At 70.7% G+C, this 17,081-nt stretch carries 13 protein-coding genes and 3 pseudogenes; 9 read left to right on the forward strand and 7 right to left on the reverse strand.

The features are described 5' to 3' along the window. Nucleotide 1 precedes the first annotated feature (1 nt). Nucleotides 2–511: a DUF2165 domain-containing protein gene (locus QQM39_RS25650; protein ID WP_302003725.1), complete on the reverse strand. Its 510-nt coding sequence runs from the start codon at nt 509–511 to the stop codon at nt 2–4. Nucleotides 512–754: 243 nt separating this feature from the next. On the opposite strand from QQM39_RS25650, the gene QQM39_RS25655 reads away from it, so the two are divergent. The 5 genes and pseudogenes from QQM39_RS25655 (at nt 755) to QQM39_RS25675 (ending at nt 4,301) form a co-directional block, all read left to right on the forward strand. After that, nucleotides 755–1,192, forward strand: a complete 438-nt coding sequence (locus QQM39_RS25655; RefSeq protein WP_301999884.1) for a tetratricopeptide repeat protein — start codon at nt 755–757, stop codon at nt 1,190–1,192. A 364-nt stretch (nt 1,193–1,556) separates the two neighbouring features. Then, entirely contained in the window at nt 1,557–2,345 is a 789-nt protein-coding gene (locus QQM39_RS25660) for a helix-turn-helix domain-containing protein (RefSeq protein ID WP_301999885.1), read from the forward strand. A 100-nt stretch (nt 2,346–2,445) separates the two neighbouring features. Then, nucleotides 2,446–2,793: a DUF6247 family protein gene (locus QQM39_RS25665; RefSeq protein ID WP_301999886.1), complete on the forward strand. Its 348-nt coding sequence runs from the start codon at nt 2,446–2,448 to the stop codon at nt 2,791–2,793. After that, a pseudogene (locus tag QQM39_RS25670) lies at nt 2,790–3,051 on the forward strand (hypothetical protein). The gene QQM39_RS25665 and the pseudogene QQM39_RS25670 overlap by 4 nt, the downstream one beginning before the upstream one ends. A gap of 135 nt (nt 3,052–3,186) precedes the next feature. After that, nucleotides 3,187–4,301: pseudogene (locus QQM39_RS25675) on the forward strand (ADP-ribosylglycohydrolase family protein). A 182-nt stretch (nt 4,302–4,483) separates the two neighbouring features. On the opposite strand, the gene QQM39_RS25680 reads toward QQM39_RS25675, so the two are convergent. Together QQM39_RS25680 and QQM39_RS25685 are read right to left on the reverse strand one after the other, a co-directional pair. Next, nucleotides 4,484–6,052: a sodium:solute symporter family protein gene (locus tag QQM39_RS25680; protein WP_301999887.1), complete on the reverse strand. Its 1,569-nt coding sequence runs from the start codon at nt 6,050–6,052 to the stop codon at nt 4,484–4,486. Between the two features lie 126 nt (nt 6,053–6,178). Continuing rightward, nucleotides 6,179–6,963, reverse strand: a pseudogene (locus QQM39_RS25685) (SDR family oxidoreductase). Between the two features lie 76 nt (nt 6,964–7,039). On the opposite strand from QQM39_RS25685, the gene QQM39_RS25690 reads away from it, so the two are divergent. Next, nucleotides 7,040–7,894 (forward strand): hypothetical protein, encoded by an 855-nt coding sequence (locus QQM39_RS25690; protein WP_301999888.1) that lies wholly within the window; start codon nt 7,040–7,042, stop codon nt 7,892–7,894. Nucleotides 7,895–8,023: 129 nt separating this feature from the next. Here QQM39_RS25690 and QQM39_RS25695 read toward each other — a convergent pair whose 3' ends face one another. Both QQM39_RS25695 and QQM39_RS25700 read right to left on the reverse strand, forming a co-directional pair. Then, nucleotides 8,024–9,880, reverse strand: coding sequence for an MFS transporter (locus tag QQM39_RS25695; RefSeq protein WP_301999889.1), 1,857 nt, complete (start codon nt 9,878–9,880; stop codon nt 8,024–8,026). 207 nt (nt 9,881–10,087) lie between these two features. Further along, nucleotides 10,088–12,850: a D-alanyl-D-alanine carboxypeptidase gene (locus QQM39_RS25700; protein ID WP_301999890.1), complete on the reverse strand. Its 2,763-nt coding sequence runs from the start codon at nt 12,848–12,850 to the stop codon at nt 10,088–10,090. Nucleotides 12,851–13,102: 252 nt separating this feature from the next. Here QQM39_RS25700 and QQM39_RS25705 point away from each other — a divergent pair, with 252 nt between their 5' ends. From QQM39_RS25705 to QQM39_RS25715, 3 genes are all read left to right on the forward strand, one after another. Then, nucleotides 13,103–13,858 (forward strand): GPP34 family phosphoprotein, encoded by a 756-nt coding sequence (locus tag QQM39_RS25705; protein WP_301999891.1) that lies wholly within the window; start codon nt 13,103–13,105, stop codon nt 13,856–13,858. 359 nt (nt 13,859–14,217) lie between these two features. Beyond that, the gene (locus QQM39_RS25710; protein ID WP_274239962.1) at nt 14,218–15,075 is read left to right on the forward strand and encodes a helix-turn-helix transcriptional regulator; all 858 of its coding nucleotides are present in this window, start codon (nt 14,218–14,220) and stop codon (nt 15,073–15,075) included. A gap of 250 nt (nt 15,076–15,325) precedes the next feature. After that, the gene (locus tag QQM39_RS25715; RefSeq protein WP_301999892.1) at nt 15,326–15,517 is read left to right on the forward strand and encodes a DUF397 domain-containing protein; all 192 of its coding nucleotides are present in this window, start codon (nt 15,326–15,328) and stop codon (nt 15,515–15,517) included. A 124-nt stretch (nt 15,518–15,641) separates the two neighbouring features. Here QQM39_RS25715 and QQM39_RS25720 read toward each other — a convergent pair whose 3' ends face one another. Together QQM39_RS25720 and QQM39_RS25725 are read right to left on the reverse strand one after the other, a co-directional pair. Beyond that, nucleotides 15,642–16,511, reverse strand: a complete 870-nt coding sequence (locus QQM39_RS25720) for a MerR family transcriptional regulator (protein WP_301999893.1) — start codon at nt 16,509–16,511, stop codon at nt 15,642–15,644. 65 nt (nt 16,512–16,576) lie between these two features. Next, nucleotides 16,577–17,080 carry a glutathione peroxidase gene (locus QQM39_RS25725; RefSeq protein WP_301999894.1) on the reverse strand — a complete coding sequence of 168 codons (504 nt, stop codon included), beginning with the start codon at nt 17,078–17,080 and terminating at the stop codon, nt 16,577–16,579. Nucleotide 17,081 lies beyond the last annotated feature (1 nt).

Here is a 17,081-nt window from a genome sequence, read left to right on the forward strand (position 1 = left end):
GTCAGGCGTCGGCCTGCCGTCCCTGCCCGAACGGCAGGTGGTTGACGATCAGCACGACCCCGCTGAACAGGAACACCCGCGTCGCGGCGTCGAGCCCGTTCCAGTCGCCCGACTGCCACATCGAGAACCACTCACCACCGATCGCGATGAACCCGCCGCCGAACAGCAGCATCAGCATCAGCAGACCGTAGGTGGAGAAGCGGCGGGCGCGCGGGTCGTCGCGGCGGAACCAGAGCCAGGTGCCGTATATGAGGACGAGGGCGGCGACGGTCTCCCAGACGATGATCGCGACGTACGCCGCGTCCTGAAGTCCCTTGCTGGTGACGGCTCTCCACATCAGGTCGTCGTCCTTGAACGTCGTATCCATCGCCAGGACGTGCCGCACGAACTGCTGGTTCGTCCCGAAGTCCGTGATGTTCCCGAAGGCCACGAGGGTGATGTAGAGGGCGACGGTCGCGGTGAGGAGGGTGGCGGCCAGCTGGAGGGCGCCGCGTGGGGGTGTGGTTGGCATGGTGGTCATCTTTCCCGTGGTGGCGGTGTGTTCGGTACGCATTGAGCCAGAATTGACGAGGACGAGCTCTGGGCGGACGGACGAGAGGACGTACGGTGGCGCAGTCGCGGCCGTCTATGCAGCAGCTGATCGGCCGACGCAGCCGGGCCGGATTCGTGGGCCGGAGTGCCGAACGGGCCGCGTTCCGCGCCAACTTCGACAGCGCACCGGAGGACGAGCGGCACCGGTTCCCTCGACCGGGCCGTGCGGCTCAAGCCGGACTACCCCTGGGCGCTGGTCCGCCGGGCCCGCGTACACCGCGCCCTCGTGAACCCCGACCGCCAACTGGCCGACCTCGACCGGGCGGTGGCCGTGGACCCCGACTGGGCCTGGGTCCGTTGCGTGCGCGGAGACGCCCTGCGCGTCGCCGGCCGCGACGAGGAAGCCCTCGCCGACTACGACCACGCGCTCGCCCTGGAGCCCGACTACGACTCCGCCCGCGCGAGCCGGGGTGCCACGCTGTCCAACCTCGGCCGCCACGGGGAGGCTCTCGCCGACCTGGACCGAGTCCTGGAAGGAAGGCCGACGTACACCTGGGCGCTGCTGCGACGGGCGACCGTCCACCGGAACCTCGGCGCCCACGACGAGGCCACGGCCGACGAGGCCCGCGCGGCCCTCCTGACCGGTGCCGAGACCCCATGAAGCCGGGCAGGTCGGGCAGTTGTGTGCCCCCTCCGACCGGATCCCGCAGGTCAGGGATGCGGTGGGCGGCGAGGCCGAGTCAGGGCGGCCAACTGCAAGACGGGCGGGCCGAACTGGCGCCGGATCGCGGGGAGTCGTGACCCGGCGGTTCCCGACGCCAAAAACCAAAGAACCCGGAAAAGAACCAACCCACCCCCACCGCCCCCGTCGATCACCCGCAGGGGTGAACATCGCCAACTCGGCTGGCGCGGAGGGGTTTCGGTGGTGCAGCGTCAGCCGCAGACAACCGCACACATGAATCGGCCCTCGCCGGGACTGGCATCCCAGTGCGAGGGCCTAACACCAGGAAGAAGAACCCTTCCCGATGACTGAACAGCACCCTAGCGCGCCCGCGCGCCCTTCGTCCGGCCGTCACCCCGGAGGCGTCGAGCACGTCACCGAACCCCACTCCGACCACTTCGTCGTGGTCGGAAACCACCTCGCCCAGCACCCGGAGCTGTCCCTGACGGCGATCGGCCTGGCGGTCCACATCCAGTCGCTGCCCGCGAGGACCCCGATCGGGATCAAGGCCCTCGCCGCGAAGTTCCCCGAGGGGGAGATCCGGATCGCCGCCGCCCTGCGGGAGCTGGAGGCGCACGGATACCTGGCTCGCACCAAGGAGCGTCTTCAATCGGGCCGAGTCGTGACCCGGACGATCTCGTACAACAAGCCCCGGCTCGCGGTTGCGCGAGCGGTTGCGCAGCCCGAGTCCCGCCCGGCACCGGCCCCGGTCTCCGAGGCACCGCCCGCGCCCGACGCCGCCGCCGACCTCCTCTGCGGTCTGCGCGCCCACGACTCCCGCCTGCTGCTCAGCGAGCGCGACGTACGTCGCTTGGCGCCGGCTGTCTCCGCCTGGCTGGAGCGGGGTGTCACCCCCACCGCCGTGCAGCGGACGCTGACGAACGCCCTGCCCGAGGACCCGATCCTGCACCCGGCGGGATTCCTCGCCCACCGCCTTGAGGCACTTCTGCCGCCACCTCTCCCCGCCCCGTCACACCACGCGTCCCCTGTCCGCCCGGACCCACTTCAGACCTGCGACGGCTGTGACCGAGCCTTCCGCGCGCCTGCGCCGGGCCGGTGCCGCGACTGCCGTACGTCCCTCGCGGCGGCGTAGAGGCCCGGAAGCGAGTCCCGTGACAAGCGCCGCGCACGCACCGCGCCACCGACACCGCCGGTACCGTACGAGGACCGAGTCACCCGCACTGGAGGTCCCCGTGAGCGCCCAGGCCGACGGCCCCTACGGACCGCTGATCCCCATGCCCGAGCTGACCCCGGACGCATTGCGGGCCGCGGTCGCGCGCATCGCGCCGAGCCGGATCCCGGCCCTCACGCAACACCTCTTCGAGGCCACGACGAACGCCCAGCAGACACAGAGCCTCGCCCCCCTGCGCACCTTCGTGCACTCCTGGGCCGTGTTCGTGGCGATCGAACGGCATCCGGAACGCGCCGCACGGCTGCGTGAGCTGGAGCAGATCGTGGACGCGGGGGAGCAGGACCCAGCGGAGGCCATCGCCGAGATCCGCGCGATCAGGGAGGCCGCCGAGGCGGAGGCCGGGCTGTGACGGACTGGTGCATGGGACTACAACCCGAGTGCCGAGTACGTCACCGGCGGTCTCCCGCCCGGAGTCGTGGCGGAGGTGGAGCGGCTCGCCACCGAGCTGGCCGCACTCGGCCTTGACTCCGTGAAGGTCGGCAGACCGCTCGACCGGGAGGGCGGGCTGCGTGAATTCGACATCCTCGGCGGGCGCGGCTTCATCAGCTTTCTGGCCGTGCCACGACATGAATGCGTCTACGTCTGCAATGTCACTTGGTATGGGTAATAACTGACGACTCAGGATTACTCGCGACCATTTAGGTCACACCTCGCATACCATTCCGCCCCCTGAACCGACCGTCCCCATTCGATTACAGTGGCGAACTGTCGTACGGACGGACGCTGTCACGGGGAGGTCTTGGTGGGTGCGACAGTCGGCGCCGTCTGGGGCCGTACCGAACAGCAGGACTTCCGCAGCCGGGTGCGTGGGACGCTCCTCGGGGCGGCCGTCGGGGATGCCCTCGGTGCGCCGGTGGACGGGCTCGGGCTGGACGAGATCCGGGAGCAGTACGGCGTCGAGGGCCTCGTCGATCTCGGGTTCGGGTACGGGCGGCGCGGTGCCGTGAGCCATCTCACGCAGCTCACCCTCTTCAGCGTGGACGGCTTGATAAGAGCGCAGGTCCGGCGGGACGCCGGCGCCTGGCATCCGCCGACCGACGTGCACCGGGCGTATCTGCGCTGGGCCGCCACGCAACGGGACTGGGGTCCCGACGAGCGCCGTAAGGACGACGGGTGGCTGGCGCGGGAGGAGTGGCTGTACGCCCGCCGGGACCCGACGCGCGCCCTGCTGCTCGGCCTCGGTGACGAGACCATGGGCACGCTGGAGTCGCCCAAGAACGCGGCCGAGCTCGGGCCCGAGGCCGTCGCCCGTTCCGCGCCCTTCGGACTGCTCGTCGGCTGGGAGCCGCAGCTCGTCGTCCAGCTCGCCGTGGAGTGCGCGACGCAGAGCCACGGCCATCCCGTCGCCTACCTGTCGGCGGGCGCGTACGCCGTGATCGTGCACGGTCTCGCCTGCGGGGAGAGCCTCGACGGGGCGGTACAGCGGGCGCTGGCGCTGCTCGCCCTGCGGCCGGGGCACGAGCCCGTGTCGGACGCGTTGCAGCATGCGCTGGGTGCCGTACGGCAGGGGATGCCCACCCCGGCGCGGGTGGAGGAACTCGCGGCCGACGGCTCGGCCGACGGGCTGCTCGCGGCCGCCGTGTACTGCGCCCTGGTGGGCGAGGACGTCCGCCACGGGCTGTGCCTCGCCGTGAACCACGACGGCCCCTCCGCCGCCGCGGGCGCCCTCACCGGCGGCCTGCTGGGCGCCCTGCACGGCGAGACGGCCCTCCCCCGGCCTGGCTGGCCGAACTGGAGGGCCGCCCCACGATCCTCGAACTCGCCGACGACTTCGCCATGGAGATGACCCAGGGCCCGGCCCTGCACGGCCCGGCCGGCTCGGCGCCGGGTTGGCTGGCCCGGTATCCGCGGGGCTGAGTCGAGGCGGAGCGGGCATGTGAGCGGCGCCGTGGAGGCGCCGGTGGAGTCCGTGAAGCCGGGGGCGGCGGCGGTGGCCCCGCCCTGGCTGGCCGAACTGGGGGCCGCCCGACGATCCTGGAACGCGGCAAGGGCGGCGGCCCCCGGCGTGCCAGTGGCCGCCCCCGCTCCCCGCCCCGACCTCAGTCCTTCGCGCGGACCACGTCCTCCACCGCGCCCGCCGGCACCGGCACCGCGGCCGCCGCCGCCCCGTCCCCGTCCGTGTTGATCTTCTCGATGATCGCAAGCCGCTCCGGCGTGTCCTCCGGCTTGATGAAGCCGATGAGGATGTACAGGACCAGCGACACCGCCAGCGGGATCGAGACCTGGTACTGCAGCGGGACGCCGCCCTCGATCTGCCAGCTGATCGGGTAGTTGACCAGCCAGAAGGCGAGCAGGCCCATCGACCAGCTGGTGAGCGCGGCGGTCGGGCCGGAGCGGCGGAACGGGCGCAGCAGGCCCAGCATCATCGGGATGGCCATCGGGCCCATGAGGCCGGCGACCCACTTGATGACGACCGTGATGATGTCCTTGAAGGCGGGGGAGTTGACCTGCGTCGCCGCCGCCATGGACAGGCCGAGGAAGACGACGGTCGTGATCCGGGCGACCCGCAGGCCCTGACCCTCGCTCCAGGCCCGCGCCCTGCGCCACACCACCGGCGCGCAGTCCCGGGTGAAGACGGCCGCGATCGCGTTGGCGTCGGAGGAGCACATGGCCATGGTGTGCGAGAAGAAGCCGACGATGACCAGGCCCAACAGGCCGTGCGGGAGCAGCTGTTCGGTCATCAGGCCGTACGAGTCGGAGCCGTCCGGCTTCTGCGAGGTGACCAGCAGCGGCGACATCCACATGGGGAAGAAGAGGACCACCGGCCAGACCAGCCAGAGGATCGCCGACAGCCGTGCCGAGCGCTCGGCCTCGTGCGCGTTGGCCGTGGCCATGTAGCGCTGGGCCTGGTTGAGCATGCCGCCGTTGTACTCGAAGAGCTTGATGAAGAGGAAGGCGAGGAGGAAGACCGTGCCGTAGGGGCCGACCAGCGGCTCACCGTGGCCCTGCAGCTCCGGCCTGTCCCAGGCGTCGAGGAAGCCTATGCCCTTGTCGTTCAGCTCCATGAGCACGGCGACGAACATCGCGATGCCGGCCAGCAACTGGATGACGAACTGGCCGAGTTCGGTCAGCGCGTCCGCCCACAGGCCGCCGATGGTGCAGTAGACGGCCGTGATGGTGCCGGTGATGAGGATGCCCTGGTTCAGCGACACCCCGGTGAACACCGACAGCAGCGTCGCGATCGCCGCCCACTTCGCGCCCACGTCCACGATCTTCAGCAGCATCCCGGACCAGGCCAGCGCCTGCTGGGTCTTCAGGTCGTAACGGTTCTTCAAGTACTCCAGCGGCGAGGCCACATGGAGGCGCGAGCGCAGGCGGTTGATACGCGGCGCGAACAGCTTCGAGCCGATGGCGATGCCGAGCGCGATGGGGAAGGACCAGGTGACGAAGGAGGTGACGCCGTAGGTGTAGGCGATGCCCGCGTACCCGGTGAACATCACCGCGCTGTATCCGGACATGTGGTGCGAGATCCCGGACAGCCACCACGGCATCCTGCCGCCCGCGGTGAAGAAGTCGCTGACGTTGTCCACCCGCTTGTGCGACCAGATGCCGATCGCCACCATCACGCCGAAGTAGCCGATGAGCACGGCCCAGTCGAGACCGTTCATGTGCGCCCTCCCAGGGTTCAGCCCGGCGCTCATCCTGGGTGCTGTCGCGTGAACACGACAAGTGAGCGTAAGGTCAAAGGGAGGTAAAAGTGTTCGTCATGAGGTTCTGGGTTCACCCATGTGAACTCATCGCATCAGCTCCCCCGCGTTGACCAGCAACGACTGCCCCGTGAGGGAGCGTGCCCTGTCCGACGTCAGGAACACCACCGCGTCCGCGACATCCCCGTCCGTGGCGAGATCGGGCAGCGCCATCCGCCCCGTCAGCCGTTTCAGGACGTCGGCCTCGGGCGCGCCCTCCGTCCGCGCCGTGAACCGGACGTACGCCTGCACCGGCGGCCCCCACATCCAGCCCGGCAGCACGGTGTTCACCCGGACCCGGTACGGCCCCAACTCCCGGGCCAGCGAGTACATCGCGCTCGTCAGCGCCCCCTTCGACGCCGCGTACGCCGCCTGCCGTACCTGCGAGGGGGCGGCGACCGAGGACTGGGTCCCGATGAAGACGACCGAGCCCCCGCGCTCCTTGAGGGCCGGCAGACAGGCCCGTGTCATCCGCAGTGACCCCAGCAGGTTCACGTCGATCACCGACTGCCACGTGGTGAAGTCCGCGTCTTCCAGACCGCCGAAGTGGCCGTCCAGGGCGGCCACATGGACGACCGCGTCGATCCCCCCGAACCGCTCCCGCGCCAGCGCCGCCAGCGCCTCGCACCGCCGCTCGTCGGTGATGTCGGTCGCCCGGTACGCCGTGTGAGCACCGTCCGGATCGATCTCGGCGGCGCTCTTGGCGAGGTTCGCCTCGGTGCGCGCCCCGAGGACCGCGTTCCCCCGTCGCGCACCACCGTTGCGGCGACCTGGTGACCGAGCCCGGCGCCCACTCCCGACACGACGACGGTCTTGCCCGCGAGCAGTGACATTCCGCTGCCTCCCGACCCTGGACGCACTATCTGACGGCCCGTCAGGGTATGGGTGACCGCAGGAAAGGGGAACCGCATGAGCGAGGACACCCGTAGTGAGGACACCCGCAGCGAGACGTACGCCGAACTGGCCGCCGTCGGCCCGTACGGAGTCCACCCGGGCCACGCCCTGATCACCATGGTCGAACCGCATCCGGGCCACGAGTACGCCTACAACCGCTGGTACGAGGACGACCACTACTACGCCGGCGCGATGGCCATGCCCTGGATGTACGCGGGCCGCCGCTGGGTGGCGACCAGGGATCTCCAACTCCTGCGCTGCCCGGAGAAGTCGGCGATCGCCCAGCCGGTCACCGCCGGCTGCTACATCTCGACGTACTGGATCACCGAGGGCCGCTACGACGACCACATGCGCTGGACGGTCGCCATCAACAAACGCCTGGGCCGCGACGCCCGCGTCCACCAGAACCGCACCCACGTCTTCACGGCGTTCCAGGACCACGAGGCCACGGTGTACCGCGACGGCGCGGCGGGCCCCCGCGACTTCCACGCCCTGGACCACCCCTACGCGGGTCTGGTGGTGCAGGTCATCGACACGGACTCACCGCAGCGGCGCGCCGAACTGCTGGAGTGGCTGCGCGCACGCCACCTCCCGAAGCGCCTGGCGGGCTCCCCGACCGCGATGGTGACGATCTTCCGGCCCACGCCGCTGCCGCTGGACCGCATGTCGTACGTCAAACAGGTCGAGGGGGTCGACACCCGCCTGACGCTCCTGTGGTTCCTGGAGGCGGACCCGAGGGAGTGCTGGGAGGGGTACTTCGCAGGCCTGGACACGGTGGTCGAGGAGTCGGGGCTGGGGAGAGTGGAACTGGTGGCGCCGTTCATCCCGACGATCCCGGGGACGGACACGTACGTGGATCAGCTGCGCTGACGGTCACCCATCAGCGCCGGCCCAGGCATTTCAGCCCGTCTGGGGGTGCCCCCTCTGGGGGAGCTTGAGGACGAGGCCCGTTCAGGGCCGAAGCGGGGGTCTGGGGGCGGCAGCCCCCAGGAACGCCGGTCACCGCAACTCCTCCGGACAAGGCGTCCCCCGCGGCACCCCGTACGGCGCCGCCAGCCGATACTCGCCCGCCCGCGGAGCGACCAGCATCGTCCACCGGTCGCCGAGCGCGTCCTCCTCCGTCTCCATCAGACAGCCGTTGAGGTTGTCGTACGACTTCGGCTCGTCGTCGGGGCGGTTCTTGGACGCCTCCGTCTCCTGCGGCGGGTCGAGCTTCTTGCCGTCGGCGTCGACGATGCTCAGCCAGGGCGAGTAGGGGATGCGGATGAGGATGCGGCCCGGCTTGCTCACCCGCATCGTCATCTCGCCCTGCTCGGCCCGCTCGACGACGGCGTGCGGCTCGGCGAGCGGCGTCGGGTCGGTCATCTGGAACAGCTGCCAGTTGGCGTCGCCCCACACCTGCTTCAGATACGGCATCCCGCGCCGCACCAGCTGCCGCTCACGCAGCGCCGCCGAGGGGTCCGGCTCGTCCTTGGGCAGGACCACGAAGTGCACGGCCCAGCGCTGGAGCCACTCGTGGTAGTTCGCGGAGTTCAGCGTGCCGTCGTAGAAGAGCGGGTTGCGCTCCATGTCGGCCTGGCGGTTCCAGCCGCGGGCCAGATTGAAGTACGGCGCGAGGGCGGCGGCCTCGCGGTGCGAGCGGGCGGGCACGACCTCCACCCGGCCCTTCTCGGCGCCGACCTCCTGGAGCTCGTTGACCAGCGGGGCCAGCTCGCGTGCCCAGGACGCCTCCGGAGCGGCGTGGATGATGTCGTCGACCGTCTTGTAGCCGATCCAGCCGACGAAGGTGAGCAGCGCCAGCACGCCCGCGTACCACTTGCGTGAGCGCGGCACCGTGAAGGGCAGCGCGGCCACCAGGGCCGTCCCGCCGAAGAGCATCGCCAGGCGGGTGATGTTGGAACCGATCTGCGAGCTGATCACCCAGACCAGGACGACCGAGAGGCCGTAGACGGCGGACACCAGCCGGACCGTCTTCCACTCCTTGGGCACCAGCACGAAGGTGGCGACGGCGACCAGCAGCGGCAGCAGCACCGAGCCGATCACCATCGGCTGCGTGCCGGAGAAGGGGAACAGCCAGGCCGACACGGCCACGACCGCGGTCGGCGCGAGGCCCAGCGCCCACGCTCCCGGCCGCCGCTTCTGCAGGAACAGCGCCACCGCCACGAAGCCCACGAACAGCCCCGCCACCGGCGACGACATGGTGGCCAGCGCGGCCAGCGGGGCGGCGCACAACGCCTTCGCCCAGCGCTTGTAACGCCAGCGGTGCGGCCAGCAGAACACGACGGCGACCGCGCCCAGCGCGAACATCGTGCCGAGGCCGAAGGTCACGCGCCCCGAGATCGCGTTGCAGACCAGCCCGAAGACCCCGGCCAGCGCCGCCCACAGCGGGTTCTTCACCGACCGGCTGCGCAGCAGCACCAGCGTCAGCAGGCCCGCCGAGACCGTCCCCGCGATCATCATCGTCGTACGGACACCGAGGACCGACATCAGATACGGCGACACCACGCTGTACGACACCGGGTGCATACCGCCGTACCAGGCCAGGTTGTACGCCGAGTCCGGATGCCGGCCGACGAACTCGGCCCAGGCGTCCTGGGCCGCGAGATCGCCGCCGCTGCTTGCGAACGTGAAGAACCAGATGACGTGGAGGAGTCCGGCCAGAGTCGTGATCGACAGCACCGGATGGCGCAGGACGCGCTCACGCAGGGTGAGGACGGCGGCGTTCAGACGCGACGGCGGTCTGTCCTCCGGAAGGTCTTGACGGTCTCCCTGGCGTGGCGCGGGCACGCGTATTCGCGGACCGGCTCCCCGTCCCGGATCGGCGTCGTCTGCGCGTGTCGGCTCCGCAGTGGCCACCTTTGAGGCACTCCCCGTACTGTCCCGTCTTCTGTTCCGGCCGCTTCCCGTTTCCCCGTGTTGTCGGCCCTGTCGCTGAAGATTCTCCGGCCGCGCGTAGTCAGCGGCGACCTGCCCGTTTCGTGACGCTAGCACGCAGCCCGCCGACGAGCGCCGTCGAGCGCCGTCGGCGGGCTGCGATGCGATGCCGCCGGCCCGTCCCGTGGGTCAGCCGAGACGGGTCAACTTGTCCGTGAAGCCCGGTTCGGTGAGGTCCCTCTGCAGGGCGACCGGGATCTTGACCGCACCGCTCGTACCGTCACCCACGGTGAGCGTGCCCACCTTGGTGCCGGCCTTCGCGGTGTGCGGTACGGCGTCGGAGGCGAAGGTCAGCTCGACCTTCAGCCCGGACCAGCCGACCGCCGTGACGTCCTTGGTGGCGACGACCGGGGTGCGGCCGCCGAGGCCGTCGTCGACGTAGCCCACGACGTCGCCCTTCTTCAGCAGCGTCGCCGACTTCAGGGCGTCCTGGGCGGCGCGGATCAGCTGGTCGCCCGAGTCGAGAGCGGCGGCGAGGATGCCGCCGCCCGCGTCCGGCTGGCGCACCACGGCGCCGATGATGGTCCGCGTCTCGCCGCCGGCCTCCTTCTTCGCGGCGAACACGAGGTTGCCGAGGGCGGAGGTGGTGGTGCCGGTCTTGATGCCGACGACGTTGTTGTGGCCGACCAGCTGGTTCCAGTTGGGGTGGTTCTTTCCCTTGTAGTCGTCGTACGACATCATCGCGGCGACCTCGCGGAAGGCGGGCTGCTTCATCGCCGCCTTGGCCAGCCTCACCTGGTCCACGGCCGTGCTCACGGTGGTGTTGTTCAGGCCGGACGGGTCGGTGTACGTCGTGTTCGTCATGCCGAGGTCCTTGGCGGCGGCGTTCATCTTCGCCACGAACGCCTTCTCGGAGCCGGCGTCCCAGCGGGCGAGGCGGCGGGCGATGTTGTTCGCGGATGCGATCAGTACGCTCTCCAGGGCCTCGCGCTGGGAGATCTTGTCGCCCGCGGTCACGTCGACGGTCGACTCCTGGCCGGCGTCCGACTGGTCCTCGGCGGTCTGGTCGATCTCGATGTCCGGGCCCTCGGCGCCGCTCTTGAGGGGGTGCTCGCGCAGGATGAGGTACGCGGTCATCACCTTGGCGACGCTGGCGATCGGCACGGGCTTCTGGTCGCCGGAGGAGCCGAACGTGCCGAGGCCGTCCACGTCGAGCGCGGCCTGGCCCTCGGCGGGCCACGGGATGTCGACCTTGCCGCCGTCGAAGGTGTAGCTCTCCTCGGCGGTGAGGTCGAGGGCGGGGGCCGGGAGCGGGCGTACGGACTGGACGACCCCGAGGATGACCACGAGCAGCAGGACCAGCGGGGTCCAGATCTTGATCCGCCGGATGAGCGTGCGGAAGGGGGTCTCCGGGGGCGGAGGCGTGTTCGTCAGCTCGGCGAGCAGGTCGAGCGGGGGCCTGGGGGGCAGCGGCTGCTGGGTGGTGCGCTCGGGGCCGACCTGGGGGATGGCGGCGGTGGCGTCGGGGGCCGGGGCCTTCGGCGTATCGCGGGGGAGGTCCGGCTTGAGCGCGACGAACTTGCTGGTGCGCTCGGCGGGGGTCTCGGGCTGCTTGGGGGCCTTGAGTGTGGTGGTGGGCTGGTCGACGGAGGGCTTCGGGGGACGTACGGCCTTGAAGACGGCGGTCGGCTGGTCGACGGCCGGCCCGGCCTCGGCTTCGCCGTCGGCCTTGGCTTTCCCACCCGCACCACCCGTGCGGCTCTCGTCGCCGGGTGCGGGTGGCCCCTGCGGGGCGTCCTCGCCGTCGGGAGCGGCGTCGGCAGGGGTCCGGGCGGCGTCGCCCGAGCCGTCCTCGGCGTCCTTGGCGACTGCCGGGGCATCGTCAGGGGCGGCGTCGGCAGCGGCTTCGTCAGCGTCGGCGGCAGCCTTGCCCGGCGCCTCGGCGGCCGCGGAGGTCTCGTCGGCCTCGGCGTCGGCGACGGACTGGGCGGAGTCGGCGCCCTCGGCCTTCTCGGCACCCTCGGCGTCCGTCCCGCCCTCGGCTCCGTCGGCCTCATCGCCCGCGTCGGCATCGTCGTCCGAGGAAGCCACCCAGGCCGCCACAGCCGCCCTCAGCCGATCGTCACCCGGCCCGGAAGCCTCATCACCGTCACCGTCACCGTCACCCGGCACCTCGGACGAGGTCCCGTCCACGGCACCCTTGCCCTCGGCCTGCGCGCTGTCGGTGTCGTCGGCCTCAGCGTCACGGTTCCCGGCGTCGCCGCCTTCCGCGCTCGCGGCGTCTGAGCCGTCGGTGTCGTCGGCCTCAGCGTCACGGTTCCCGGCCTCGCTGCCTTCCGCGCTCGCGGCGTCCGAGCCGTCGGTGTCGTCGGCCTCAGCGTCACGGTTGCCGGCGTCGCCGCCTTCCGCGCTCCCGGCGTCCGAGCCTTCGGCCTGCGCGCCTTCGGTGTCGTCGGCCTCAGCGTCACGGTTCCCGGCCTCGCTGCCCTCGGCGCTCGCGGCGTCCGAGCCTTCGGCGTCCGCCGCCTCGGTGTCGTCGGCCTCAGCGTCACGGTTCCCGGCGTCGCCGCCCTCCGCGCTCGCGGCGTCCGAGCCCTCGGCGCTCGCGCCCTCGGCGTCAGGGCTCCCGGCGTCGCCGCCCCCGGCCCCCGCGTCCGCGTCGCCGTCCTCGGCCCCTCCGGCCTTCTCCAGCTCCGCCCTCACAGCCTCCAGCTCCCGCCGCGACAGGACTCTGGTGGCCGTGTCCACGCCGCCGCGCCGCGTGGCAGCGGGCTCCTGCGGTGCGCCGCTCTCGCGGGCCACCGCCAGTCGAGGGTCGCGCTTCTCACCGGTGTCGGCTGCGCGCGTGCCGTCGGCTTCGGGGCCGGACTCGGGAACCGTACCCGCGCTCCCCGACGTCGGTTCTGCCGACGACTCGCGCTGCTTCGACCTGTCGGGGGACTCGCCCGCCACCGATGCCTCCTCCATGTGCCGCCGCACGCCCTGCGTGCGTCTGCCGAACCATGAGCCGTCGCCCGGACTCCGTGCCCGTACGACCCCCCGTGCCGCTGTCCGAACATGTACCAGTGTCCTGTGCGCGGCCCTCTACTCAGGCGGTAGACGAGAACGACATACCTACTGGTTCCCTCACGAACCGGTCACGCACCCTCGACAGATGAATGTGAGAGGGGTCACCCTGTCATTCATCCACGCGGGGAGGCATGGATGGGCAGGAGCCGCAGAACAATTCCGGAGGAGCTTCTGCTGCTGGCGTTGGACCCGGCCACGGGTACCACCGCACAGCCGCAGTCGCTCGACCTCGGTCTGGCCGGAGCGCAGCTAGTGGAGCTGGCGCTGGCCGGACGGATAGCCCCAGACGGGGATCGTATCGCCGTGGTCGTACCACGGCCGACTGGAGATCCAACATTGGACTGCGCGTTGGAGTTGCTGCGAAGGCGTGGCGCTCCCGTGCGGGCAGTGAACTGGATTGGCGGGCCCCGGCTGGGGCTGCGCCAGACCTATCTCTCGCATCTGGAGCGGTGCGGCATGGTGCATGCCGTGGCGGGTCAGATGTGCGGGGTGTTGCCGACGACTCGCTATCAGGCGACGGACAACGAGATCAGCCGGGAGATCAGGGCCCGGCTGGATTCCGCGATCCGCACCGGCGTACCGCCGGACCCGCGGACCGCGGCGCTCGCCGCACTGGCGCACGCGGTCGGCCTCGGCAAGCACCTGTATCCGGGGAACGAGGGGCGATCCTCTCGTTCTCGGTTGCGGGATCTGATCAGGCACGACCCCATGGGCGGTCTCGTCGCGCACGCCGTGATGGACGTCCAGAACGGCGTGGCGGCCCAGCCGCGCCGCAGCCCGGCCCCGGCCGGCCGTCAGGCCGCCCCCGGAGGCAGGGTCGCAGCGGAACCCGCCCGTGGCGTTCCGGTGCAACCGCGCCGCGGATCCATGGCGCGTGTCGTGGCCCACTGAGCCGCAGTCCCACGACCGCACCAACAGGTCCACCGCATGCACCACCTGATCCACCCGTTCCACAAGCTTCACAGCACTCCACGCACGCCACGTGCAGCGCCGCACCGCAGTCCCCAAGACCCGGTACGGGAGCCGCTGGTCCGCGCGGGGCGACGGGACCGTACGTCCGGACGACGACACCGGTCCCGCCGCCCCGCGCGGTATGTGCGGCCGTATTTGCCGGGGGTGTCCCCGAACTGGCGTGTATCCAGCGCATATCCACCGTTTCCCAGCGGTAGTAAGCACCTTGGTGGCAGTCTGCTCAGCAGCAGATACGCAAAGTGGCAATCAGCAGTCACGCAGCCGGAGGTGCACGTCCCGTGGCGTCCAATGTCAATCCCACCGTCAGGCGACGCCGGCTGGGCCAGGAGTTGCGCCGGCTCCGCGAGCTCAAGGGCATGACGGCCGAAGAGGTGGCCGAGCGGCTGCTGGTGTCGCAGTCGAAGATCAGCCGGCTGGAGAACGGGCGGCGCAGCATCAGCCAGCGCGACGTCCGCGATCTGTGCGGGGTCTACGAGGTGGAGGACCACCGCATCGTCGATTCGCTGATGCAGATGGCCAAGGACTCGCGGCAGCAAGGGTGGTGGCATTCCTTCGGCGACATCCCGTACAGCGTCTACATCGGGCTGGAGACCGACGCGGCGAGTCTGCGGGTGTACGACCCGCAGGTCGTCCCGGGGCTGTTGCAGACCAAGCAGTACGCGGAGGCACTGATCGCCGGGGCGTTGCCGGAGACGCCGCCCGCCGAGGTCGAGAAACGGGTCCAGGTGCGCATGCGCCGACAGGAACGAATCTCCACCGAGGAGAACCCGCTGCGCCTGTGGACCGTCCTGGACGAGGCCGCCCTGCGCCGGGTCGTCGGCAACCGCTCCCTCATGCGCGACCAGTTGGAACAGCTCGTCGAGCAGTCCCAACTGCCGCACGTCACCGTGCAGGTGATCCCCTTCGACATGGGCGCGCACCCGGGCCTCAACGGGCAGTACGCGATCCTCGAGTTCCCGGACGCGGCCGACTCCAGCGTCGTCTACATCGAGGGCGTCACCAGCGATCTGTACCTGGAGAAGGCGAACGACGTCCAGAAGTACAGCGTGATGTACGAGCACCTGCGGGCGCAGGCCCTGAACGTGGACCAGTCACGGCAGTTCATCGCGGACATCGCGAAGGACTACGCGCGCTGATCACCCTTGCGGGGGACCATCCCGACCGGAGGGGCGCGGTACCGTACACCGTCTTCAGGCCGGGATGGAAGGCTCCACTGGAATATGCCATCCAGTCGAGTGAATAGTCGCTTCGTAGGCCGATGTTGGCTAGTAGCGTCGATCACGCCGCCGAGCAACAAGGTTGGCGTGAATCGTCTTGCGGAGACCGGTTCAGTCCGGGCGTGCAGCGCGATGACAGCAACTCAACATCTGGCAATTCGGAGCAAACATGGCAATTCGTCAGGGTGCCACGGACACGTGGACCAAGTCCTCGTACTCCACCGGGAACGGCGCGTGCGTCGAGGTCAAGTCGCCGGTCACAGCCGCCATGGCGGTACGGGACTCCAAAGTTCCCGAGGGCCCGGTCCTGGCGTTCCCCGCGAACGCGTGGAACACCTTCGTGGCGTCGGTCAAGGTGTGAGGGGCGAGGCTGTCTGATCCTCACCCTCGCCCGACCACACGGTCAACAACTGCACAAGCACCACAGCAAGAGCCCTCTCGACCAGCCCGCCGTCCTTGCCGAGAGGGCTCGGCCGTGCCCCGGATCACCTCACCGGGAACGCCACATCGCACACCGGGTCCTCGGCCCCCGCCGCGTCCCAGTCCGCGAAGTACACCTCCCGGCACGGGCCCGCCTGCCACAGCCCCTGCTTCGCGATCCACTCCTCCACCGCCTCGAAGGCGGCCAGGATCTGCGGATGGGCCACCTGTGCCTTGGTGATCCGGGTGTAGGCGAGCCGCTGGGCCGGCTCGACCCGCACCTTCGTCTCCCGCGTACGGCCCTGCCGCTCGACCCACGCCCGCGCCGCCGCCTCGTCGGCCACCGGCACGCACGACTCGGCCGGACCGTCGCTCTCCATCGACACGTCGGAGTGGTACACGACGAACGGCGCCGCGGTGATACCGCCGCACTCCCGCGAGCCTTCCTCCAGACGACCCAGCGACGCGCCGATCCACGCGGGCAACTCGCCCGCCAGCACATGCCGTGTCTCCGTGATCAGCACCTGCTCGGGCACATCCACCGTCTCGACCACGAACTTCCCGTACATCTCGGAGCTCCTCCCCGACAGCCGTCCACGGAGGTATGCGGCGAGCGTCCGCTGCCCGGCCATCCGCGCCTCTACGTCCGCCCAGTACGCGTCGAGCCGGTCGGCCGCCGCGGCCCCGTCCGGTGCCCCGACGACCTCCGCGACCCGCGCGAGCGGCATGTCGAGCTGGCGCAGGAGGGCCACCAGGCGGGCGCGTTCGATCTGGTCGGCGCGGTAGTAGCGGTAGCCGCTGACCTCGTCGACGTGCGCGGGCGGCAGCAGCCCGAGGCGGTCGTACAGGCGCAGTGCCTTGGCCGACAGCCTGGCCCGCGCGGCGAACGCGCCGATGGTGAGCAGTTCGTCGTCCACGGCCTCATCCTCCGTCACCGGGCGGCTCTGGCGCCCGGTGCGAAGGACGTTGCGCCCTGCCCCAGGGGCAAGGTCAACACCGGCTAGGCGAGCGCCCCCTCCACCGCGGCCACGAGCTCCGCCGCCTCCGGCTCGGTCTGCGGCGAGAAGCGGGCGACGACCTTGCCGTCCCGGCCGATCAGGAACTTCTCGAAGTTCCAGCGGATGTCCCCGCTGTGCCCCTCGGCGTCCGCGAAGCCGACCAGGCGGTCGTAGAGCGGGTGCCGGCCCTCACCGTTCACCTCGACCTTCTCGGTCATCGGGAAGGTCACGCCGTACGTCGCCGAGCAGAACTCGGCGATCTCCTCGGCGCTGCCCGGCTCCTGGCCGAGGAACTGGTTGCAGGGCACGCCGAGCACGGTGAAGCCGCGCTCCGCGTACTGCTCCTGGACCTTCTCCAGGCCCGTGTACTGCGGGGTCAGGCCGCACTTGGAGGCCACGTTCACGACGAGGACCGCCTTGCCGGCGTACTGGGCGAGGTCGGCGGGGCCGCCGGTGAGGGTGTTGATGTCGACGTCGAGGGGGGATGCGTTGGTGTCAGCAGTCATA

The sequence above is a fragment of the Streptomyces sp. DT2A-34 genome (genome assembly GCF_030499515.1).
Classification (GTDB): Bacteria; Actinomycetota; Actinomycetes; order Streptomycetales; family Streptomycetaceae; genus Streptomyces.

Bases quoted from the DNA above. Each gene is read 5' to 3' on its own strand.
- QQM39_RS25650 (WP_302003725.1), bottom strand. From the start codon at position 511: ATGCCAACCACACCCCCACGCGGCGCCCTCCAGCTGGCCGCCACCCTC.
- QQM39_RS25660 (WP_301999885.1), top strand. From the start codon at position 1,557: ATGACTGAACAGCACCCTAGCGCGCCCGCGCGCCCTTCGTCCGGCCGT.
- QQM39_RS25680 (WP_301999887.1), bottom strand. From the start codon at position 6,052: ATGAACGGTCTCGACTGGGCCGTGCTCATCGGCTACTTCGGCGTGATG.
- QQM39_RS25690 (WP_301999888.1), top strand. From the start codon at position 7,040: ATGAGCGAGGACACCCGTAGTGAGGACACCCGCAGCGAGACGTACGCC.
- QQM39_RS25705 (WP_301999891.1), top strand. From the start codon at position 13,103: ATGGGCAGGAGCCGCAGAACAATTCCGGAGGAGCTTCTGCTGCTGGCG.
- QQM39_RS25715 (WP_301999892.1), top strand. From the start codon at position 15,326: ATGGCAATTCGTCAGGGTGCCACGGACACGTGGACCAAGTCCTCGTAC.
- QQM39_RS25725 (WP_301999894.1), bottom strand. From the start codon at position 17,080: ATGACTGCTGACACCAACGCATCCCCCCTCGACGTCGACATCAACACC.